Origin of the sequence: Psychrobacter proteolyticus (genome assembly GCF_038155145.1) — a bacterium.
In the GTDB taxonomy this organism is placed as follows: Bacteria; Pseudomonadota; Gammaproteobacteria; order Pseudomonadales; family Moraxellaceae; genus Psychrobacter; species Psychrobacter proteolyticus_B.
In genome coordinates, this window is record NZ_JBAKAY010000008.1 from 1 (window position 1) to 20,651 (window position 20,651).

Genomic DNA, 20,651 nt, shown 5'->3' on the forward strand with positions numbered 1-20,651 from the left:
AACTCTCGACCCCAACCTTGGCAAGGTTATGCTCTACCACTGAGCTATTCCCGCTTAGTATCAATCCGTAGCGTTGTTAACAACTACTCCGTCTCGATAGGCTGGCTATTTTAGCAAATATTCTGTGGGTGTCAACACCTTTTTTAGAATTTATTTCTAATATTTTTAGCTAAGTGCCCTTTTTATCGGATAAATCAACATAAGCAATTGATTTAAAAACAGGAATTAATTTTAGCTAAATGAAAAATATTTCACATTAATTATAGAAATTTAAGTCTGAGCTTTACTTCCCTTAGCTTTATAACAGTCATAAGACAATCGATAAAGGAAAAACTCACTATTTTCACTCTAATAAAAAGATATCGCACTTACAATCATACGCTTTATTGTTACTTTTCCTATCTTGGTTTTAGGTGGTTAACATTATTATACTTATGTCCAATGGCAGTTAAGGTAGACTTTTACTGTTTAAGTGGATGAATGAGCACTACTAAAAGATCAATAAACATGGCTCCCACATCTGCTGCACTATTCTTTAACTTGTTTGACTTTATGTTTTTCCATCTTATAGAGAGGATATTTTATGAAGAAGTTATTAACCACGACAGTGATGGCCGCTTCGTTGTCAGCACTGACCTTGACTGGTTGTACCAGTACGACCAATTCTGGCGCAGTTGGTGTTGATCGTCAGCAGTTGCTATTAGTGTCTAGTGAGCAAGTATTGGCGCTATCTGCCCAAAGCTATGCCAAAACAATACAAGACGCAAAATCAAAAGGTGTGCTAGATACCAATACCGCTCAGCTAAACCGTTTAAAAAATATTGCGAATCGCTTGGTTGGTCAAGTTGGCGTCTACCGCGCAGATGCAGCCAAATGGCAATGGGAAGTACACACCATCAAGTCTAACGATCTAAATGCCTTTGTGGTGCCGGGTGGTAAGATTATGTTTTATTCAGGCATCATCGATCGTCTGAACCTCACTGATGATGAGATTGCTGCCATCATGGGTCATGAAATCTCTCATGCATTACGTGAGCATTCACGCGAGCGTCTATCACGCGAGTATGCGACGCAAACTGGTATCGGTCTGGCTGCTAGTATATTTGGCTTATCACAAGGACAGGCTGAGCTAGCAGGTACTGCTGGTAATTTAGGCTTGAGCCTACCCCACAGTCGCACTCAAGAAAGCGAAGCCGATCAGATCGGTCTTGAGCTGATGGCACGTGCAGGTTATAACCCTCAGGCAGCTATTACCCTGTGGCAAAAAATGCAAAAAGCAAGCCAAGGTGAGCCACCACAATTCCTCAGCACTCACCCAACGAGCAGCAGCCGTATCGCAGAGTTACAGTCATTGATGCCAAAAGTTACGCCTCTATATCAACAGTCGCGCCGCTAATTAATTAGCTAATTAGCTACCTTTACACTTTAGCAGTGCGTATTTAGATATCATAGAAGCAAAGTACAGCCACAGTGTTGTGCTTTGCTTTTTTAATTATAGCCAGACATTACAGGTTTTATAATTAGCAAGCATTGTAGTTGATAAGCACTGTAATTGATAAGCATTGTAATCGGCAGGGTTTGCAATTGTTCGATTTGGCAATCGCACGCTATCCCGCTTATCGTGTCTGTTATAATGCCGATAAATATTATTTGCAGATTGCTCAATCAAATTGTGCAAAATACATTGAAGGATTGTTATGAGTACCACACCTACTGCCGACGCACTTCATGCCGAATTACAGGCGCTTGCGCCGCAGCACATCGAACTGCTCAATGAGTCGATGTCGCATGCCGGTTATTTTGAAGGTAAAGAAAGTCACTTTAAGCTCACTATCGTTAGCGATGCATTTGAAGGTAAACGACTGGTCGGGCGTCATCAGCTGATATACGGCCTAGTCACGCCTTTACTCACTTCGCAAGGTGGCCAAGTACATGCCCTCGCTATCCATGCCTATACTCCGACAGAATGGCAAGGTCAAAGCCCTGCGAGTCCCTTATGTGCTGGTCAAAACAGATAGCTGATTATGTTTGAATCGCAACTAACTATTCTAAATTAGCCTATATACTGCAGTTTTAGAGGGAGCAATATTCAATGAAACACCTACATATGCTGATGGCAGCGCTGACTGTTGCGCTATTTTTATATCAAAGCTACTTAGTACTCAGCGCAGATAGACGCGCACCACGAGCAGTCAAAATAGCCACACATATCATCTATGCCCTGCTTATCCTGTCAGGTGCGATGATGCTAATGCAATTGATGGGTGCCAACGCTCCTGTCCAGTGGGTGTTTGCCAAAATCATCTTACTGATCGCTGCTATTAGCTCAAGTATCAAAGCGTTTAAGGTTGATGCGACACCTGTGCAAAGAAAAACAGGTATTCTTATTGCTGCCGTTGCCTATATCGGTATTGTGATACTTGCCTTTGCCAAGCCAGCAAACTTATTTTAATAAGCGATTTTTTATTTTAATAAACAATCGTTTTAGAAAGCTGTCGATATTTTGATGACATGATGCGAAAATTTTTCATCATCGATGGATTTTCAATATCTTAATCACGCTATTTTTGCTATCTTAAATAGATATAAATACAATCACTTAGCCTACTGGAGCCATTATGAAAACGTTTACGACAGCGACACTACTAGCTGGCATTTTTGCGCTCTCAGGCTGTGCCTCTACTGGTAACATCACCCCACAATATGTACCGCCAAGTACTTATCAAAACTATAATTGTCAAGCACTTGGACAAGAGTACACTCGCGTCAACCGCTATGTCGAAGCGGCTCGCAATGAGCAATCGACCCTATCGGCATCAGGCGTCGGTGTAGGCGTCTCTGCAGGACGTTGGGGTATCTCGCCGAATATCAGCTTTGGTCTAGGCAAGAGCAACAATACCAAAGCACGCGATGCAAAATTATCGCGTCTCTATGGTGAGCGTGATGCAATTGTCCAGTCAGCGCGCATTCAGCGTTGTAGCTTTGCCAATGGCATCAAAATTTATGGTGAATAAGCTTAAGCAAGTGCAAGGCTATCTGCACGACCAAGATGGTGTATGACACAGTAAAACAGTACATGACACAGTAAAACAGCCAATATGCAGATCGCGTATTGGCTGTTTTATTGCTGCGGTTTTTTATAAGAAAACATAAGTATTTGGATAAATAGCTTGGATGATAAACAGTCTTATCTGGCTCATGTTACGACTGTAAGCTTTGTACCCACTGAATGATTTGATGACTTGGTAACGCGCCTGATTGTCGCGCGACTTCTTTACCATTTCTAAAAGCAACCATCGTTGGCAAGCTGCGAATATTGTAAGGCGCGGCTGCCTGCTCATATTTATCCGTTTGCACCTTGGCAAAGACCACTTGTGGTAATTGACTAGCAGCGCTCTTGAACTCTGGCGCCATCATGATGCAAGGCTGACACCAGCTCGCCCAAAAATCTACGATAGTCAGTACATCGTTCTTTTGGATAACCTTATTGATTGTTTGCGCATTGAGCTCATGCGGACTGGCAGTCAATAATGGCTGACCACATTTACCGCATTTTGGCGCAGCGCTTAATCGTGCAGCAGGTACACGGTTGGTTGCTTGGCAATGTGGGCATACTAGATGAAAACTTTGCTCACTCATTATTTAATTCCTATTCTAATCATTTTGTTATTTCAAATACTGTTCATGAACCATTTTATATAAAAGCTAGTTACGTTAATTGATTACATGAATAATTTTAGCATAGTTAATTGGGCTTATCCTTTATGCCAGTTGCTGTGCCACACCGCTATACACATAGCTCATCGGTCGTGGACCAGGCAAATACGCTTCGCTCAACTCATCAATAGCAAAACCACCTTCTCTAATAAGCGCCGGAATATCGCGATCTAAATGACACCCACCTGCTATAGGTTTCCAAAAAGGTGTCAATCGCTGCTGCCAACGCTCAACAGAAGAATCTGGTGCCAGTCCATGCTCACAAAACAATAAGCGACCGCTAGGTTTTAGCACGCGCGCCATTTCTCGAAGCGCCGCTACTGGATCATCAATACTGCACAAGGTAAAAGTCATCACAATCGTATCAAATTGATCCGTATCAGCATGGATACCTTTTACATCGACGGCTATCACTTCAACCGGAATGCCAATGTCAGCTGCACGCTCACGAGCCAGCGACTGCATTTGAGCCGCTGGATCCACACCGATAATAGAAGAGACTTTATTAGCATCATAAAACTGTAAATTCAGACCGCTGCCAATGCCAATCTCCAACACCTTACCGAGCGCTTGCGGAACAATTTTAGAACGCGCTTTCATCACATTGCCCGTACTACAGGCAATATCTATCATCTTTGGTAACACATAGCGCTCGTAAGGGTTCATTGCTCTCTCCGGTTATTGCACTGTTTAACTTATCCACCAAGGACATTGATCGGTACTTTTAGATAACGGGTACCATTGTCTTCTGGCTCGGGGAAATGTCCGGCATCGATATTGATTTGTACAGCAGGAATGATAAGGCGAGGCATATCTAGAGTCGCATCACGGCGCTCACGCATCTGCACAAACTCCGCTTCGTTTATACTGTCTTTGACATGGATATTCTCTAGTTTTTGCGCGGCTACTGTCGTCGTTGGGCAATGCTGACGACCTTTGCTTGGATAATCATGACACAGATACATGACGGTATCTTCAGGAAGTGCTAGCAGCTTCTGAATAGACTGATAAAGCGTTTTGGCATCGCCGCCAGGAAAATCGCAGCGCGCTGTACCGACATCAGGCGCAAACAATGTATCTCCAACGAATACCACTGTTTTCTCATCATCAGCGGCTAGATAGGCCATATCGGCACGTGTGTGACCGGGTACATACATCGCAGTGATAGTAATATTGCCAAGCTCTAAGGTCTCGCCTTCGTCTGTCAAAATATCAAACTGGCTAGCATCAGTGCGGAAACTCGTGTCAAAGTTAAAAATTTGCTTAAAGATTTTTTGTACTTCGGTGATATGCTGACCGATGACTAACTGTCCGCCAAGGCTTTCTTTTACATGAATGGCCGCTGACAAATGATCTGCATGCGCATGGGTCTCGATAATGTACTTGAGCGCCCAATCCTGCTCACGTACAAACTCAATCACTTCATCGACACTGCTGGTATTGGTTCTGCCTGACTTAGCATCGAAGTTCAATACAGGATCGACAATGGCGCATAATTTTTGCTCAGTATCAGCAAGTACGTGGGTATAGGTTTCTGTATCGCTGTCTAAAAAAGAATGAACTTGCATGGCGGCCTCTTTAATTATTTATACATAAGTTATTTATACATATTTTGGTTATAGGGATTTTGGTTATAGGGATTTTTATCTTTAATTAACCCTTAAGTATGATATTCAGTCGTATATAATGCGTTCCTACGACTTATCTAATGCCACCAATATAACAACCACCATACAATTTATCAATTTATATAATGTAATTAATGATAACTTGCTATGTGGCGTGATATCATTGATAATCAACTATATATTGCTCAAAACATCATGGCATTTGTTACCATCTAATGTAAGGAATTTGTTCTGACTACTTCTATTTCAGCCGAAGGTACACCTACTCGCAGTACCACTGACGATGGGTCATCTGATACTGCAGATTTAGTACCTGCCGATCTTGCCAAGCAAATGCAGCAAGCATCGCTACAAGCCAGCCAACTATTAAAGTCGCTATCGCATCCTGATCGCCTACTTCTTCTCTGTCAATTGACCCAAGGTGAATATTGCGTCGGTGAGCTGGAAGACTTGGTCGGGGTTGGACAGCCGAGCTTATCGCAGCAATTGGGTATATTGCGTAAAGACAAGCTGGTCGCCACACGCCGCGAAGGTAAGCAAATTTACTATAGTATCGCAAGCGAGGATGCGCTAGCTGTACTCGATCTGCTGTATCAACGTTTTTGTGCCAAAGCAGAATAACGCCGCCCTCGCCTAATTATTTGTACTATCTACTGTGGTGATTGATATGTCCTCTATCGTCGCTCGTCTGATTCCAGCTTGGCTGCGTCAATACCAGCTCTCAGCGTTGCCGACTGATCTCGTCGCAGGCATAGTGGTGGGCGTGTTGGTCATACCGCAGAGCCTAGGTTACGCGGTGCTTGCAGGACTGCCGCCTGTCTATGGTCTATATGCAGCGATCGTACCTGTCCTCGTTTATGCGTGGCTCGGCTCTAGCAACGTACAAGCCGTAGGTCCCGTTGCCATTACCGCCATTATGACAGCCAGTGGCCTACTGCCTTATGCTGAGCAAGGTACTGAACAGTATGCACTGATGGCCAGCCTATTGGCACTGATGGTAGGTGCACTGCTGTGGATAGCAGGCAGATTAAAACTTGGCTGGATCATGCAGTTTATCAGTCGCGGCGTGTCTGCAGGGTTTGTAAGCGGTGCAGCGGTACTTATATTTGTCAGTCAGCTCAAATATCTGACCGACATTCCGGTCACTGGCAATAGTCTGATTGGTTATCTATCTACCATGCAACGCTATGCCAGCCAGCTGCATCCATTAACCTTAGCTATCGGTATTACCGCATTTGCGCTACTGGTTGTCAATCGCTATGCAAGTGAGTGGATATGGCAGACGTGGCTATCATCGTCGTATGCCAAATGGGCAGAGCGCTTATTCCCGCTTATACTACTCGGTATCGCTATCGTACTCAGTATGGCACTGCATTGGAGCACACATGGTGTGGCGACCATCGGTCGTATTCCCCAAGGGCTGCCGAGCTTTACGTTACCGCATATCCCTGATCTACAAGAGGCGCTGAAACTCTTGCCAACCGCAGGATTGATGGCACTGATCGTATTTGTGTCGAGCAGTTCAGTTGCCAGTACTTATGCTCGCTTGCGTGGTGAGAGTTTTGATGCCAATCGTGAACTGACTGGACTTGGGCTAGCCAATCTGTCTGGTGGACTGTTCCAAAGTTTTGCGGTTGCTGGTGGTTTTTCGCGTACGGCTATCAATGCCGACTCAGGCGCGAAGACACCACTTGCCAGTCTCGTCACCGTACTGGTAATGATGGCCGCGCTCATAGCCTTTAGCAATGCACTTGCCCCACTACCCTATGCACTACTGGGCGCAACCATCATGGCCTCCATCATTGGCCTGATAGATATTGCGACGTTGAAATCTGCATGGCAGCGCGATCGCTTAGATGGTGCTAGCTTTTTAGCAGCGTTCGTCGGTGTTCTGATATTTGGTCTAAACACAGGGCTGGTCATTGGTCTAATGGTGTCATTCGCCAGTCTTATCTGGCAGTCAAGTAAGCCTCACGTAGCTGTCGTTGGACAGTTGGGCGGTACAGGACATTTTCGTAATATCAATCGCCATGACGTCGTAACTTTTAGCAATTTATTGATGTTGCGTATTGATGAGAGTTTATTCTTTGGTAATAGTGAATCTGTACATCGACGTATCCTCAATGCCATGCAGCAATATCCCGATGCCAATGAAATCATATTGATTATGGCCGCCGTCAACCATATAGATCTGACCGCCCAAGAAATGCTTTGTACCTTAAACCACGAATTGGCGTTACAGAACAAGCGCTTACATTTTAGCTTTATCAAAGGTCCTGTGATGGACATCATCGGTCATACCCCATTGATTAGTGAGCTATCAGGGCAGGTCTATCTGAGTACCTTAGATGCTGTCGATGCATTAAAATAATCTATAGTTTGACCGTAATGAAGTCGCTGATACATTAATTTCACTCAATCTCAATTACTATTGTCGCCTACAACACAATATCGCTATGATAGCGCCTGTGTTATGCTAGACGCACTAAATAGGAAATCAATTAACCTAGAAATCGACCTAAAAAATGCTGATTTATAGTCCTTTGATATTCTTAGCCCAACCCTCAATAATAAATATACCTTAACAAATATAACTGAACCTATTTTATGACCGATGATTTAACGATTTATAAGCAAATATACCCAAGCCAATGCGTTAAGATTGCTGAGCTTGGTTATCGCTCAGTGCTTAATATTCGCCCAGATGCCGAGATTGAGACACAGCCTAATAGCTGCGATTTGGCAACGGCTACCGAACAGGCAAATCTAGCGTATCAGCATCTGCCTTTTGATGATGAGCGCTTAAGTATGCTGACGGTCGAGCAGTTTGCCGATTTCTATCACTCAATGCCCAAGCCTATATTAATGTTTTGTGGCACTGGTGCACGCGCCAAGCTACTGTATCAAGGTGCATTGATGCAAGGCCTGTTATAACAACCATAGCTCGAACTAACACGTTTTATAAACCCAACAACACCAATAAAAAAAGGAGCTCTTATGAGCCATGAAGTTAGCTTTACCGGACAAATCACGCCTGACCAAGTGCCTATGATTGCCGAAAATGGTTTCAAAACCATTATTAACAACCGTCCTGATGGTGAAGAGCCAAATCAGCCAACCAGTGCCGAAATCGAAGCAGCAGCCAAAGAAGCTGGTCTTGCTTATAAAGAGATTTCTTTTGCAGGTAATGAGCTGAATCAAACTCACGTCGAAACGTTTGCAGATTTCTTTAATCAAGCTGAGCAGCCAATGCTGATTTTTTGCCGCACGGGTAACCGCTCAAACGGTATCTATGAAGCAGCCAAGCAAATGGATTTACTAGATGACTAATGCAACATGAACAGACTAGACAGTTAGCGTATTTAGCCCACAGAATCTTGTGGGCTTTTTATTGCACTTATCATTATGCTCAAATTTTCATTAGCCACAAACAGCTCTATCATTGCCCAATCAATACCTAACCGATTCCCGATAGCTTCCAACAACCTCGACCAACCTCAATAGTCACGACAAGTGGGTTACTATACGAGCGTAATACCGCTATTATCATTTGATAGGCTTGATCTAGCTTGGTGGTTGAGACACCTAAATAGCTAGACGATTAAATACCAAAACACAGGGATTGTGAGCAGCTGTATGGTGACAAGGTTGCCCCGCTGCTATTTACTTTCAAAAAGCCATCTTGATATGGCATTTTAGTTTTACAAGGAATGTTTGATGAATAATACCGCGCTAGCATTACTGCCACTAGCCCTTGCCTACATTATGTTCACTCTAGGAGCAGGGCTAAAACTGAGTGATTTTAAGGTCATTGCCAAATATCCAAAAGCGTTCTTTGTTGGTTTAATCAATCAAGTTGTGTTGGTACCGTTGGTTGCACTCGCAGTCGTGTTAGTAACGGCTCCGCCACCAGCGATTGCTTTTGGGATTATGCTGATTAGTTTTTGCCCCGGCGGTGTCACTAGTAACATGCTGACCTACTATACCAAAGGAAATGTCGCGCTCTCTATCGCGTTGACCGGTGTGGTCAGCATACTATCAGTCATTACATTGCCTATCTTAATTACGTTGGCTTTTGATCATTTCATGAAAGATCAGGCTAACTCTATTAGCGCGATAAAGATTGGCCTAGTCATGTTCTTATTGACCACATTGCCCGTATCTCTTGGTATGCTTGCTCGCCACAAATTTACTGACTTTATGGTACGTCGCAGCAGTCTTCTAAACGGCTTGGCCAGCATGTTTTTTGTACTAATTGTCTTTGCTGCTATTGCCTCTAACTGGCAACTACTACAATCACAGTTCACTCAAATTGGTTTAGAACTTATCTTTATCATTGCTATTTTATTTGCTATTAGCATCTTAATTTCTAGAGTCCTAAAGCTTAGCTGGTTTGATACCAAAACCATCTCGATAGAAACCAGTATCCAAAATAGTACAACGGCTATTACCTTAGCTCCTATCATCATGGGTGTGAGCACACTGCCAGTTATAGCACTGCCTGCTGCTTTGTACGGTGTGCTGATGTATGTCGTTGCGCTGCCCGTTATTTTCCTAATCAAAAACAAAAACTGATGATAGCGAATGTAAGAAATAAAAAGCGCCCTTCTCAATAAGTGCCCGTCTAAATAAGCGCCCTTCCAAACATTGGAGGGGCGTTTTTTTTGAAATATGATTTAAATGATAGAAATATAGCTCAGTTTATAGACTGGTCAATACTCAATATTGAGTACATAATAAAATGCTACTGTTATCGCTTAATAGGACTCTATGATGCAAAAACCGCTATTAATTATTGGTAATAAAAACTACTCATCTTGGTCGCTACGAGCGTGGCTGTTGCTCAAAGCATTCAATGTTGATTTTGATGAGCAACTTATTGAGTTGTTTCATCCATCAGCACGTCCAACGCTCGAAGCGCATTCACCAACGGGTAAAGTGCCTATTTTAGTCTACGGTGAAAAAGATAATAAAGTAACCGTTTGGGACACCTTAGCGATTGCTATGCATGCTAATGAGTACTTTACGGATATTGATATTTGGACAGGTATTGATAAATCTAACGCTGAAAAACGCAATAATAATCTAAGTAGAATAAATAGCGCCTATTGCCAAAGCATCGTGGCTGAGATGCATTCAGGACTGACAGGTATTCGTAACGAGATGCCGATGAATATACGAGCAACGGCTAAGATACAACCAAGTAGCGCTTGCTTAGCAGATATCACTCGTATCGAAGACATCTTTGACGATTGTTTAAAAACTCGCTCAGCAGACAGTTTCTTATTCGGAGATTTCACAGCAGCTGATGTGTTTTTTGCTCCAGTGGTGCTGCGATTACAGACTTATGCTGATGCAGCTAATATTACTTTGCAGCCACTTACCAAGCAGTATTGCCAAACTATGTTAAATCATCCACACATACAAGCGTGGCAACAATCAGCACTGACAGAGACTCGTATTATTGAAGAAGATGAAGCAGGCGAGATACTGTCTGTCGTTGGCGTATTGGCGAATAAATAGTATCTTGCATAAAAAAACCACTTCAACTCAGTTAAAGTGGTTTTTTCTTTCATGAGAAATAAAGCCTACGGGTACTACTGTTTTTGGTCTAACGCTTCTTTTACTGCTTTTTTACCCCATGCGCTCAAATCGAGATCCAACTTTTCATACTCTTGTGCATCAAACAACGGCTCTTTAACCCCTGATCTTAACTGACTTGCAAAGTCGTCAAGTAGACGCTTAGCTCGTGGAAACAACATTATTAAGGCCAATAAGTTTGCTAGCGCTAGCACACCCATCAACGGATCAGCGAAGAAGAATACTGCGGTTGCTGCAGGAGCCACTGCACCCAAGAATAATACCGCAATCACCACAACTCGCAAAATCAGAGTCGCCATTTTGATATTCTTTTTAATCAAGAAATTAATGGCATTTTCACCCATATAATAGTTATACATAATAGAGCTTAGGGCAAATAGCAATATCGATATGGTGAGAATATACTGTGCCCAATCCCCAAGCTGGGTCGTTAGCGCCTGCTGTGCCAGTACAATACCATCGATTTCAGCACCTGGTTGATACACGCCGCTCAGTAAAATCATAAATGCGGTGGCACTACATACGATTATCGTATCAATAAACACAGATAATGACTGTGAGATACCTTGACTAACAGGATGAGTAGCGTAAGCGGTGGCGGCAATATTAGGCGCAGAACCTAGACCTGCTTCATTAGAGAATAAACCACGCTTCATACCTTGCTCAATTGCCACACCAATACCACCGCCCACGACAGACTCAATGCCAAAAGCATTTTTGACAATCATTACCATCAGTGCAGGCAGTTCTGTAAAGTTAAACGCAATAATAATAAGTGCCATACTGATATAGATTAATGCCATAACAGGAATGACAACGTCGGCTACTTTTGCAATGCGCTGAATACCGCCAAAGACAATAAATCCACCTGCAATCACCAGAACCAGACCCGTTATCCAGCGGTCAATCCCAAAGCTTTCAAGCGCTGAGCCTGCTACCGTGTTGCCTTGGAACGCCACAAACCCGATAGAAAAAGATAGGAGTAACGAGATCGCATAAATAACAGCAAGCCAGCGATAGTCTTTACCTAACCCATGTAAAATATACGTCGCAGGGCCACCGCGAAAGTTACCATCATTGTCTCTACGCTTATAAAGCTGCGCTAAGCTACATTCCACAATGCTGGTCATCATGCCAATTAAGGCCACAACCCACATCCAGAATACCGCTCCCGGACCCCCTAAAGAGATTGCAACAGCAACGCCGGCAATGTTACCGCCGCCTACACGTCCACCGATAGAAACGAGCAACGCCTGACGGGCAGAGATTCCGTCGTCTCCTACCTCATCCGTTTTGAACACACGGAACATACGTTTAAAATATCTAAACTGAGCGAACCTACCTACGATGGTAAATAATAAACCAAAGATAATTAGCATAGGCACGAGCGCCCAGCCCCACGTTAGATCCCCGACTAGGGCGAAAAAAGCTTCAATGTATTCCATGCCTATTTTCCTTATAGTTCATGACGCTATGATAGGTTTTGTTGCATACATTATTGCATCAACAACACGAGTTTGTAATGCAAATGTCGAATTTGTAACGTAAATACTGATATCTTCTGAGTGAAATCGCGTTATTGGCTCATGCAAATGGCTATTTCCTAAATATTAGGATTTGTTCTATATAGACATATTTATGCGATAGCATAAAAAAACCACCTCAACCGAGGTGGCCTTTTATACTGAAACTAAACTGAACAGCTTACTGCATAACTAAGTATTCAAACGCTGACAATGCTGCTTTACTACCTTCACCCATCGCAATGTTGATCTGTTTGAATGGTACGGTGGTTACATCACCACAAGCGAAGATACCTTTACGATCTGTACGGCAGCGCTCATCGATTTCGATCTCACCAAAGCGGTTTAGATCAACGAAGCCTTTGATGAATCCAGTGTTTGGCACTAAACCAATCTGTACAAACACCCCTGATAAGTCACGCTCATGAGTCTCACCTGTGCTGCGATCTTGGTAAACGATAGACGATACTTTACCATCAGTCGCTTTGATTTCTTGCGTTGCTGCACCAGTAATGAACTCAATGTTGGTTTTCTCTTTGGCTTTATTGATCAGTACTTGGTCAGCTTTCAATTCATCAGCGAACTCGAGTACAGTAACGTGATTGACGATACCTGCCAAATCTAGTGCTGCCTCAACGCCTGAGTTACCACCGCCGATCACTGAGATATCTTTACCTTTAAAGAATGGGCCATCACAATGCGCACAGAAAGCCACGCCTTTACCGATATTTTCTTCTTCGCCCGGTACACCAAGCTTTCTCCACTGAGCACCTGTCGCCAAGATGATACTACGAGTATTAAAAGTCTCACCAGTATTTAGGTGGATACTGTAGTTCTCTTCTTCAGTCTCGCCAATTTCTTTAACGCTCACATGCTCTTTTAGCGTGATGTTGTATTCAGCCAAGTGCTTAACAAAGTTGGTCGATAAATCCGTACCATTGGTTAGCGGCACTGAAATCAAGTTCTCGATATCTTGCGTGTCTTTTACTTGTCCACCGATACGGTCAGCGACCATCGTAACTTTTAAGCCTTTACGCGCTGTATAAATAGCAGCAGCAACACCTGCAGGGCCAGCACCGATGATAGTGACGTCTTGCTGCTCTAATTGCTCAGCATCGTCTTCTACTTCTGACAATAAGTCAGGGAACTGCTCTTGTAATTTTCCGATCAATTTAGCAGTGTCGATTAAGCCGTTAGCAAATGGCTTACCGTTTAAAAATACAGCTGGTACGCCTTGGATTTTGTTCGCTTCTACTTGCTCTTGGAACAATGCACCATCGATCATCTCATTGCTGATACCATCATTTAATAGCGCGAACTGGTTCAATGCTTGAACGACTTCTGGGCAGCTATGGCATGACAATGACACGTAGGTCTGGAACTGTAATGGCTTATTAAAGCGCTTAACTAACTTTTGTATGCCTTCATCCAACTTTAGCGTATGACCACCCGCTTGCAGAATCGCCAAAATCAATGACGTAAACTCATGACCACCTGGGATACCGCTGAATACGATACCAGTATCGTTTGATGCGTCATCAATGTGACTGACTACTTTGAAACTAATTGCACTAGGCAAACTATCGTCAGTTGCTTCTGCATCGAAGTTGATTTTGTCTGTTGTTCCAGCAATCTTGGTCAAAAAATCTACCAATTCTGCACGTTTTGCATGCGTACCATTACCTAATACAAAGGTAATTGGGCGTGTCATGTTTTCGCTATAGCTCTTAACGGCATCTAATAAATTCTGATCTATCATGTTTGTTCCTCATTATGACTGAATATGTAACGGTAGCTGTCATGCTACGCGTCTAAATATAAAATAGTTGGTGTTAATAATTTTGTATAAAAGGTTATATATAATAGGCTCTTGCCCTTTGATGTGTCTATTATCAAGCGTTTAGCGAATTTCAGCAAGCTGAGAAACTCAAACTTTATGTTTTATAAAACCAATCGTTTATTAACTTAAATAATTAAATATAAATACATAAGCAAATGATAGTGATGGTACATGGTCTATTTTTTCGCTACAATCGAATGGTATTGATAGCAATATGCATTATCAATATCGTGAAGTAACTATCTTTATTACCATTAAACTTTCACCCCTTCCAAACAAAGTCTCACCATCATAAGCGTCTTAACCATAACGTGCTTACGCTTATTCTAAGCTTGCACTAAATAACAAGGATGACAACATGACAATGACAGACACATGGCAAGATCACAGTGATATTATCGATGAGTTAAAGCAAAAGGACACGCATTTTGCGAGTATCTTTGATGAGCATACAACTCTAGATAGACAAATTAATAAGCTTGAAAACGATGTGGTCAAGCATGCCAGTCGCGACGAAGAAATCGAACAGATGAAACGACGAAAGCTACAACTCAAAGACGAGATTTATAAAACCATTGATAAAAATAAAGCACAGTCTCGCGCTTAATATTGCGTCTATGCTTAGAGATATGCTGAAAAAATAATACTAACATTACCTATGCTTAAGACGTAAAAAGACCCCATTAACTTATGTTAATGGGGTCTTTATTTGTAGCCCTGCCTTAAAGCAGATGTTTAAGATACAGCGCTACTTTTATCTAAGTATAAAATAACTACTTAGATTTTACCAACTAGGTCAAGACTTGGCTTCAATGTGTCGCCGCCTTGTTCCCAAGCTGCTGGGCAAACTTCGCCGTCGTTTTCACGAACATACTGTGCTGCTTTCACTTTACGTAGCATGTCTTTTGCACTACGGCCGATACCGCCAGCATGGATTTCAGCTACTTGGATCAAGCCATCAGGATCTACTAAGAACGTACCGCGCTCAGCCAAGCCTGCTTCTTCAATCATGACATTGAAGCCACGAGTGATTTTACCAGTAGGATCGCCGATCATTGGGTATTGTACTTTACCGATAGCTTCTGAAGAATCATGCCATGCTTTGTGCGTGAAATGCGTGTCAGTAGATACTGAGTATACTTCAACACCAAGACCTTTTAGCTCGTCATAATGAGCGGCCATGTCTTCTAGCTCAGTTGGGCAAACGAACGTGAAATCAGCTGGGTAAAATAGGAAAATCGCCCAGTTGCCTTTTACGTCTTCTGAAGTGATGGTTTTGAACTCACCGTTTACGTATGCATCTGCTGAAAATTCTGGGATTTCTTGATTGATGATAGACGCCATGGTTGGCTCCTCTATAGTTGAGTAAATTGGAAATTATTTATATGGTTTTTTCAATTAGCCCTCTAGCTCTCTGGGCTACCTGACAAACTATACGCGAATTCTACGGTTAATCCAGTTAAAAGTTTTTAATGTGATGTTTTGTTTTATTAAACTTGTTAAACTATTATCTCTACATTTTATCATTGGTGCTTAATTGGTAATTTGATACCTTATAAAGGTTGACCAAACATAATAAATTGCATTAAAAACCCACTAACAGAGAGGTTTTATGATTACTTTACGACAACTTGAGTTTGCCCTAGCCGTTGCCAAACATCGTCATTTTAAACGTGCTGCTGAAGATTGCAATATCTCGCAGTCTGCACTAAGTCTGGGTATCGCAGAATTAGAAAAACAGCTAGATACTCAGATTTTTGAGCGCAACAATAAACAGGTATTGATTACCCCTATCGGTCAAGACATTCTTACGCGGGCGCAGCGAGTGTTTTCTGAAGTGAGTGATTTGACCACACGTGCCCATAGCCATCAGACGCCGCTTGCCTATCCTATGACTGTCGGTATTATTCCGACAATTGCGCCTTATTTGCTGCCAAAAGTACTGCCTGCGCTACGTGCTCAATATCCAGAGTTCCGTATGACCATCGTCGAACAACAGACAGAGCGTCTGCTTGAGCAAGTACGCTACGGTCATATCGATACGGCTATCATTGCACTACCGTACGCGGTAGATGGGCTACACAGTTTTGAGTTTTGGAGTGAGGACTTCTTTGCTGTATTTCCAAAAGATGACATACATGCCAAGCTTGATACTATCAATGCTGACGAACTGGCAACTGCCAATCTCATGTTACTTGGCGAAGGACACTGCCTAACCGACCAGACGCTGTCTGTCTGTCATTTCGACCGTGCACAAATGAAGTCAAGCTTCTCAGATGCTAGTTTAAATACTTTGATTCAAATGGCACTTGCCAATATGGGCACAACGCTAGTGCCTGAAATGGCACTCGATCAGCTACACCTGCAAAACCAAAATGCCGTCGCCATACCACTGGCTGAAGAAGGACCGCATCGCCATATTGCCTTTGTCACCCGTCTGAACTATGCGCGTGTCGATGATGTTAGCTTGCTTGGTGAAGTGTTTAATAAAGCATTTAAAGATGCAGTGGCTAACAAAGAATAACCAAACCATTTTTACCACGGTCATAGTGAAAAAATGACATATGAAAACTGTCTCAAATAAGCATGATGAGCTTGGCAAGTACTTTGCACAGCACTTGTCAGCTATGACCAGCGATATCTCGCCAAAGCAAATAGATAGGCTTTGGCAAGATATCGTGATGCGCTATGGCGAACCACAACGTGCTTATCATACACTCAATCATATTCAGCAGCTCTTGATACAGCTTGAAAGTATTAAACACCATCTTGCTGAGCCGCATATCATTGCATTGGCACTGTATTATCATGATGTGATATATGAGCCAACACGCTCCGACAACGAGTTGCAAAGTGCAGAACTTGCGACAGATGCCTTGAGCCCTTATCTAAGCACAGAGCAATGCCAGCAGATCTACGCTCTCATTATGATGACGGCTAATCATCAGATAGATGTATTGATAGACAGGGACAAATATAACGATGCGGCGTATCTGTTAGATATGGATTTGAGTATTTTGGGTGCGCCTCGGTCTGCATATGAGCAGTATGCAAAGGCGATACGTCAAGAATATAAACATGTCGCCGATGACAGCTACCGTGATGGGCGCACTGCAGTGTTACAAGGATTACTAGCACATCCCAAACTTTATCTGACTGACCATTACTATGAGCAGTTGGAAACACAAGCTCGAGATAATATCAAGCGCGAGCTTACTTCGCTTGCAGCTTTATAAATAGCTCACTGCCTTGCCGTGCTGGATGTGAATTATAGCTGGGCTCCATAATATCGATATCAAAATAACTTTGAAAACGCTGCTGGTACTCTTCCTTGCTGCCGCCGAATGGTGGCTCTTCTCGTCCAAAATCCGTGTCAAATAACAACCCAACCAGCTTACCTTGTGGCTTTAATAGCCTTGCCATCTGTTGCACGTATTCATCACGGCGTGATGGATTGATCGCACAAAAAAAAGTCTGCTCAAGTATCCAATCAAATTGATACTGCTCAGCTGATAAACTAAAAAAATCCGCACAGATCAGGTGCTCAGAAGGGAAACTAGGATAGCGCTCTGCAAATGTCTCAATCGGTGCAGGGGCAAAGTCAACCAGCGTGATATTGGTAAAACCTTGCTCATATAAATAGCCCACTTCATAAGCATTACCCGCACCTGGCACTAGTATCGCTTGATCTTTCGCGCTCTCAGGTAGCTGGTCGATATATGCTTTGAGCGGTGGTGATACCTGTCCCATATCCCAACCGATGCTGTTTTTCTCATAACGCTGTTGCCAAAACTCCGCTTGGTTGACATTTTCCATATGACATCCCTGTATATAAAATTATTGTTTAAACGAAACGATTTGTACCGTTATTCTTTATCATATCAGGCTTATTCAGGTGTGTCCTTATTTTAAAAATGATGATAAAAATAGGACTAGGTGCTCTGCATAATGAAGGTGACGCAGATGATATCGAGGTGCTTACTAGAACTATTTAGCTGATTAGAAAGTTAGATAGTTAGATGGTAGGTTTAGTCCAGCTGTCCTGTCTTGCCCGCTAGGATATTATGCCATTGCTGGTAATCTGGCAGCGCTGTGGCAACGGTTTGCCAAAACGCTCGGCTATGGTTGGCATGATGCAAGTGGCACAGCTCATGAACGATTACGTATTCGGTGCATTCGATAGGATAAGCAGGAAGATAAACCGATAGCCAAATTCGTTTTGTGCGCGTGTTGCAGCTGCCCCAACGCGTGTGCATTTTTTTTAATCTTATTTCATTGGCATAAGCGCCAACGATTGGCTGCCACTTATCAAATAGTGCAGGTGTGACTTCGGAAAGTTGTTGCCGATAATATGTCGTTTTTTGATCGTGGCTGAGCGTAAATGACTGCTCTGCACCCCATAATAGAACTGAGTTATTGACAGTTGGAAAGTCTGATGACGTATTCTGTCTACGTCTATATTGTTCTAATACCTGTGGGTGATTTGCAATCGCCCAAGGCACCCGCTTAGCCACAGCATGCAACATTTGTGATGCGCTGACATGCATCGGTGCAGAGACCATCAACGTATAAGGCTTTAAGCGAAAATTGATATTTTTAACACGCTTTTTACTGATATGTAGCTCGATGCCTGCTTGTGCAAGTTGCTGTCTGACAGTATCTAAATTGGTGTCTAAGCTAATGCTCTACTCCTTGGCTGACTATTACTGTCATTCTAGTGATAGTCATTATTAATAGTCATACCTATTCAGCTGTCGCTCTTGTTGAATGTCACGTATCACAGTGCTTGCAAATGGTTGTCAAACGACATCATATGCAGTTGACTGTCTTTGATAATCTGATAATGAGGTTCAACGTCGTCTACGTCTAACTTTACTTCTGGTAAAACAGTTACTTTTAGCGCTGTTAACTGCCCTTGACCATCACTGACGATAAATCCTGTCGGTTCGGCATGTTTATCAATTTCACCCACTGAAGCACTAGAATTAACTAACACCGAAGCCCCTGCACAATCTGGCAGGCTTACATCATCAATCAGCTCGCGAGTATGCAAATCATAAATCGCCGCACAGCCGCCGATCGGTGTGGTCACACACAGTAAGTTACGCTCACTATCCACCGCCACGCTAGCGATATATTGGTGAAAACGTTGCCATTGATTATTTGGCATAGTGAGTGGTGTAAAACTGGCATCACCACGTTTATGAGTCAGCACTAACGGTACATTGATATGTTTTTCACCTTGGAACTGAATACCGATCATGACAGTGCCATTATCATGCATGGCTAAGTGGCGCACACTCATCTGATTATGCTCTGGAGTCACTTGCTCAAGCAATGTGCCATCATGACGATTCAAGTAAACTAATGATGGTCGCATGGTATCTAGATTTAGCTCTTCGCGTGAAGCCTGCTCGGTTTTGATACCACCGTTTGCAATGATCAGCGTTTCGCTATCAGGATGCATAATCAGTTCATGCGGGCCAATACCATATGAGTCAAACTCTGCTACTTTTTTATAAGAATCATTGGCATCATAGATACCAATTTTACCTGCCAAACTCACTGTGTCATTCTCAGTTACATAGAGCAAGCTGCCATCTAAACTGTAGCAAGCATGACCATAAAAGTGACGGTTTACATCAGCTGTAATCGCATGTTGAACTTGCCCATTTGATGTATTAAGCACCCAGAATTTTTCGCTTGGACGACGACCCATGACGACGACATCACGTCTTTGATCCACATTGCTATGCTGAGTTTGAGCTTCAGATACATTGACAGATACAGGCTGAACAACGATGTCGTGGACACGCTCAGGCATAGTTGTCTGCCAAACGATTTGTCTGTCAGCATCAATACCTACCACGCCAAAGTCGTGCTCACTCTGGCCTGATGTAGCCTGATCTTTTGGCAGTGATGCGACGCCACTGACCCAGCTGACTGGTCGTGCCAGCATCGTTGTCGTATGCATGACAGCAAAGTCAGGCGTGTTACTTTTATCATCACCTACAGCGTGATAAGCCTGCTTCCAGGTTGCCGCTGCTTGCTCACAAGCATAACGCAAGCGCGAAAGCTTCGGCGTTGAATCAGGACCAGCTCGTAATACCTGCAACTGCGTACGAATACCATCTACATAATCTTGTAGACTGGCATCTGGATGCTGCTGCTTACGATAACGATGGTGAATACCAACCAATGCTACCGTACCAACTGCTGTCAGTACGGAAGTTGTCAAAAGCTCATGAGCTGACGAAGTTCTCCCAGACCGATTAGACCTGTTCATCTGGTCATGAGTCTGGGCTACTGACACTGCTGTACTCGCTTCGATAGTAGACATTG

The 20,651-nt window shown here is 43.0% G+C and carries 22 protein-coding genes; 13 read left to right on the plus strand and 9 right to left on the minus strand.

What is annotated here, in order from left to right:
* Positions 1-583: 583 nt before the first annotated feature.
* From V6252_RS10625 to V6252_RS10640, 4 genes are all read left to right on the plus strand, one after another.
* A complete protein-coding gene (locus tag V6252_RS10625; RefSeq protein WP_341610406.1) occupies positions 584-1,396 on the plus strand; it encodes a M48 family metallopeptidase in 813 nt (270 codons plus the stop codon).
* A gap of 301 nt (positions 1,397-1,697) precedes the next feature.
* Positions 1,698-2,018 carry a BolA family protein gene (locus V6252_RS10630; RefSeq protein ID WP_341610407.1) on the plus strand — a complete coding sequence of 107 codons (321 nt, stop codon included), beginning with the start codon at positions 1,698-1,700 and terminating at the stop codon, positions 2,016-2,018.
* A gap of 74 nt (positions 2,019-2,092) precedes the next feature.
* Positions 2,093-2,452 (plus strand): SirB2 family protein, encoded by a 360-nt coding sequence (locus V6252_RS10635; RefSeq protein ID WP_057761505.1) that lies wholly within the window; start codon positions 2,093-2,095, stop codon positions 2,450-2,452.
* Positions 2,453-2,618: 166 nt separating this feature from the next.
* The gene (locus V6252_RS10640; protein WP_102091853.1) at positions 2,619-3,014 is read left to right on the plus strand and encodes a hypothetical protein; all 396 of its coding nucleotides are present in this window, start codon (positions 2,619-2,621) and stop codon (positions 3,012-3,014) included.
* 187 nt (positions 3,015-3,201) lie between these two features.
* Here the strand turns inward: V6252_RS10640 and trxC are convergent, their stop codons facing one another.
* The 3 genes from trxC to V6252_RS10655 form a co-directional block, all read right to left on the minus strand.
* A complete protein-coding gene (trxC, locus tag V6252_RS10645) occupies positions 3,202-3,639 on the minus strand; it encodes a thioredoxin TrxC (protein ID WP_341610410.1) in 438 nt (145 codons plus the stop codon).
* Between the two features lie 123 nt (positions 3,640-3,762).
* Complete coding sequence (locus V6252_RS10650) at positions 3,763-4,383, minus strand: class I SAM-dependent methyltransferase (RefSeq protein ID WP_341610411.1); 621 nt, start codon at positions 4,381-4,383, stop codon at positions 3,763-3,765.
* A 29-nt stretch (positions 4,384-4,412) separates the two neighbouring features.
* Entirely contained in the window at positions 4,413-5,285 is an 873-nt protein-coding gene (locus tag V6252_RS10655; protein ID WP_102091850.1) for an MBL fold metallo-hydrolase, read from the minus strand.
* A 393-nt stretch (positions 5,286-5,678) separates the two neighbouring features.
* On the opposite strand from V6252_RS10655, the gene V6252_RS10660 reads away from it, so the two are divergent.
* The 6 genes from V6252_RS10660 (at position 5,679) to V6252_RS10685 (ending at position 10,868) form a co-directional block, all read left to right on the plus strand.
* Positions 5,679-5,966 carry a metalloregulator ArsR/SmtB family transcription factor gene (locus tag V6252_RS10660; RefSeq protein ID WP_341610414.1) on the plus strand — a complete coding sequence of 96 codons (288 nt, stop codon included), beginning with the start codon at positions 5,679-5,681 and terminating at the stop codon, positions 5,964-5,966.
* A 46-nt stretch (positions 5,967-6,012) separates the two neighbouring features.
* Entirely contained in the window at positions 6,013-7,716 is a 1,704-nt protein-coding gene (locus V6252_RS10665; RefSeq protein WP_341610416.1) for a SulP family inorganic anion transporter, read from the plus strand.
* 236 nt (positions 7,717-7,952) lie between these two features.
* A complete protein-coding gene (locus tag V6252_RS10670) occupies positions 7,953-8,279 on the plus strand; it encodes a beta-lactamase hydrolase domain-containing protein (RefSeq protein WP_341610417.1) in 327 nt (108 codons plus the stop codon).
* A gap of 63 nt (positions 8,280-8,342) precedes the next feature.
* Positions 8,343-8,675, plus strand: coding sequence for a TIGR01244 family sulfur transferase (locus V6252_RS10675; RefSeq protein ID WP_057761521.1), 333 nt, complete (start codon positions 8,343-8,345; stop codon positions 8,673-8,675).
* Positions 8,676-9,062: 387 nt separating this feature from the next.
* Positions 9,063-9,920 (plus strand): bile acid:sodium symporter family protein, encoded by an 858-nt coding sequence (locus V6252_RS10680; protein WP_341610418.1) that lies wholly within the window; start codon positions 9,063-9,065, stop codon positions 9,918-9,920.
* A gap of 198 nt (positions 9,921-10,118) precedes the next feature.
* Positions 10,119-10,868 carry a glutathione S-transferase family protein gene (locus V6252_RS10685; protein WP_341610419.1) on the plus strand — a complete coding sequence of 250 codons (750 nt, stop codon included), beginning with the start codon at positions 10,119-10,121 and terminating at the stop codon, positions 10,866-10,868.
* Between the two features lie 74 nt (positions 10,869-10,942).
* Here V6252_RS10685 and V6252_RS10690 read toward each other — a convergent pair whose 3' ends face one another.
* Together V6252_RS10690 and ahpF are read right to left on the minus strand one after the other, a co-directional pair.
* The gene (locus V6252_RS10690; protein WP_341610421.1) at positions 10,943-12,391 is read right to left on the minus strand and encodes an alanine/glycine:cation symporter family protein; all 1,449 of its coding nucleotides are present in this window, start codon (positions 12,389-12,391) and stop codon (positions 10,943-10,945) included.
* Between the two features lie 259 nt (positions 12,392-12,650).
* Positions 12,651-14,228 (minus strand): alkyl hydroperoxide reductase subunit F, encoded by a 1,578-nt coding sequence (gene ahpF / locus V6252_RS10695; protein WP_341610423.1) that lies wholly within the window; start codon positions 14,226-14,228, stop codon positions 12,651-12,653.
* 439 nt (positions 14,229-14,667) lie between these two features.
* Between ahpF and V6252_RS10700 the strand changes: the two genes are divergently transcribed.
* A complete protein-coding gene (locus V6252_RS10700; RefSeq protein ID WP_057761532.1) occupies positions 14,668-14,916 on the plus strand; it encodes a YdcH family protein in 249 nt (82 codons plus the stop codon).
* A 170-nt stretch (positions 14,917-15,086) separates the two neighbouring features.
* Here V6252_RS10700 and ahpC read toward each other — a convergent pair whose 3' ends face one another.
* Positions 15,087-15,653 (minus strand): alkyl hydroperoxide reductase subunit C, encoded by a 567-nt coding sequence (gene ahpC / locus V6252_RS10705; RefSeq protein ID WP_057761534.1) that lies wholly within the window; start codon positions 15,651-15,653, stop codon positions 15,087-15,089.
* Between the two features lie 268 nt (positions 15,654-15,921).
* Between ahpC and V6252_RS10710 the strand changes: the two genes are divergently transcribed.
* Positions 15,922-16,833 carry a hydrogen peroxide-inducible genes activator gene (locus V6252_RS10710; protein ID WP_238052822.1) on the plus strand — a complete coding sequence of 304 codons (912 nt, stop codon included), beginning with the start codon at positions 15,922-15,924 and terminating at the stop codon, positions 16,831-16,833.
* A gap of 40 nt (positions 16,834-16,873) precedes the next feature.
* Positions 16,874-17,545: a hypothetical protein gene (locus V6252_RS10715; protein ID WP_341610426.1), complete on the plus strand. Its 672-nt coding sequence runs from the start codon at positions 16,874-16,876 to the stop codon at positions 17,543-17,545.
* Here V6252_RS10715 and V6252_RS10720 read toward each other — a convergent pair.
* From V6252_RS10720 to V6252_RS10730, 3 genes are all read right to left on the minus strand, one after another.
* Entirely contained in the window at positions 17,523-18,125 is a 603-nt protein-coding gene (locus V6252_RS10720) for a methyltransferase domain-containing protein (protein WP_341610427.1), read from the minus strand. The two genes, V6252_RS10715 and V6252_RS10720, sit on opposite strands and share 23 nt — an antisense overlap.
* Before the next feature lie 212 nt (positions 18,126-18,337).
* On the minus strand, positions 18,338-18,871 hold the full coding sequence (locus V6252_RS10725; RefSeq protein ID WP_341610510.1) for a M48 family metallopeptidase: 534 nt from the start codon (positions 18,869-18,871) through the stop codon (positions 18,338-18,340).
* Positions 18,872-19,086: 215 nt separating this feature from the next.
* The gene (locus V6252_RS10730) at positions 19,087-20,649 is read right to left on the minus strand and encodes a DUF1513 domain-containing protein (protein WP_341610430.1); all 1,563 of its coding nucleotides are present in this window, start codon (positions 20,647-20,649) and stop codon (positions 19,087-19,089) included.
* Between the last annotated feature and the right edge of the window lie 2 nt (positions 20,650-20,651).

What these genes read in the sequence shown, in the direction of transcription:
- V6252_RS10625 (WP_341610406.1), top strand. Translation starts at nt 584, where the DNA reads ATGAAGAAGTTATTAACCACGACAGTGATGGCCGCTTCGTTGTCAGCA.
- V6252_RS10630 (WP_341610407.1), top strand. Translation starts at nt 1,698, where the DNA reads ATGAGTACCACACCTACTGCCGACGCACTTCATGCCGAATTACAGGCG.
- V6252_RS10635 (WP_057761505.1), top strand. Translation starts at nt 2,093, where the DNA reads ATGAAACACCTACATATGCTGATGGCAGCGCTGACTGTTGCGCTATTT.
- V6252_RS10640 (WP_102091853.1), top strand. Translation starts at nt 2,619, where the DNA reads ATGAAAACGTTTACGACAGCGACACTACTAGCTGGCATTTTTGCGCTC.
- trxC (WP_341610410.1), bottom strand. Translation starts at nt 3,639, where the DNA reads ATGAGTGAGCAAAGTTTTCATCTAGTATGCCCACATTGCCAAGCAACC.
- V6252_RS10650 (WP_341610411.1), bottom strand. Translation starts at nt 4,383, where the DNA reads ATGAACCCTTACGAGCGCTATGTGTTACCAAAGATGATAGATATTGCC.
- V6252_RS10655 (WP_102091850.1), bottom strand. Translation starts at nt 5,285, where the DNA reads ATGCAAGTTCATTCTTTTTTAGACAGCGATACAGAAACCTATACCCAC.
- V6252_RS10660 (WP_341610414.1), top strand. Translation starts at nt 5,679, where the DNA reads ATGCAGCAAGCATCGCTACAAGCCAGCCAACTATTAAAGTCGCTATCG.
- V6252_RS10665 (WP_341610416.1), top strand. Translation starts at nt 6,013, where the DNA reads ATGTCCTCTATCGTCGCTCGTCTGATTCCAGCTTGGCTGCGTCAATAC.
- V6252_RS10670 (WP_341610417.1), top strand. Translation starts at nt 7,953, where the DNA reads ATGACCGATGATTTAACGATTTATAAGCAAATATACCCAAGCCAATGC.
- V6252_RS10675 (WP_057761521.1), top strand. Translation starts at nt 8,343, where the DNA reads ATGAGCCATGAAGTTAGCTTTACCGGACAAATCACGCCTGACCAAGTG.
- V6252_RS10680 (WP_341610418.1), top strand. Translation starts at nt 9,063, where the DNA reads ATGAATAATACCGCGCTAGCATTACTGCCACTAGCCCTTGCCTACATT.
- V6252_RS10685 (WP_341610419.1), top strand. Translation starts at nt 10,119, where the DNA reads ATGCAAAAACCGCTATTAATTATTGGTAATAAAAACTACTCATCTTGG.
- V6252_RS10690 (WP_341610421.1), bottom strand. Translation starts at nt 12,391, where the DNA reads ATGGAATACATTGAAGCTTTTTTCGCCCTAGTCGGGGATCTAACGTGG.
- ahpF (WP_341610423.1), bottom strand. Translation starts at nt 14,228, where the DNA reads ATGATAGATCAGAATTTATTAGATGCCGTTAAGAGCTATAGCGAAAAC.
- V6252_RS10700 (WP_057761532.1), top strand. Translation starts at nt 14,668, where the DNA reads ATGACAATGACAGACACATGGCAAGATCACAGTGATATTATCGATGAG.
- ahpC (WP_057761534.1), bottom strand. Translation starts at nt 15,653, where the DNA reads ATGGCGTCTATCATCAATCAAGAAATCCCAGAATTTTCAGCAGATGCA.
- V6252_RS10710 (WP_238052822.1), top strand. Translation starts at nt 15,922, where the DNA reads ATGATTACTTTACGACAACTTGAGTTTGCCCTAGCCGTTGCCAAACAT.
- V6252_RS10715 (WP_341610426.1), top strand. Translation starts at nt 16,874, where the DNA reads ATGAAAACTGTCTCAAATAAGCATGATGAGCTTGGCAAGTACTTTGCA.
- V6252_RS10720 (WP_341610427.1), bottom strand. Translation starts at nt 18,125, where the DNA reads ATGGAAAATGTCAACCAAGCGGAGTTTTGGCAACAGCGTTATGAGAAA.
- V6252_RS10725 (WP_341610510.1), bottom strand. Translation starts at nt 18,871, where the DNA reads ATGGTCTCTGCACCGATGCATGTCAGCGCATCACAAATGTTGCATGCT.
- V6252_RS10730 (WP_341610430.1), bottom strand. Translation starts at nt 20,649, where the DNA reads ATGTCTACTATCGAAGCGAGTACAGCAGTGTCAGTAGCCCAGACTCAT.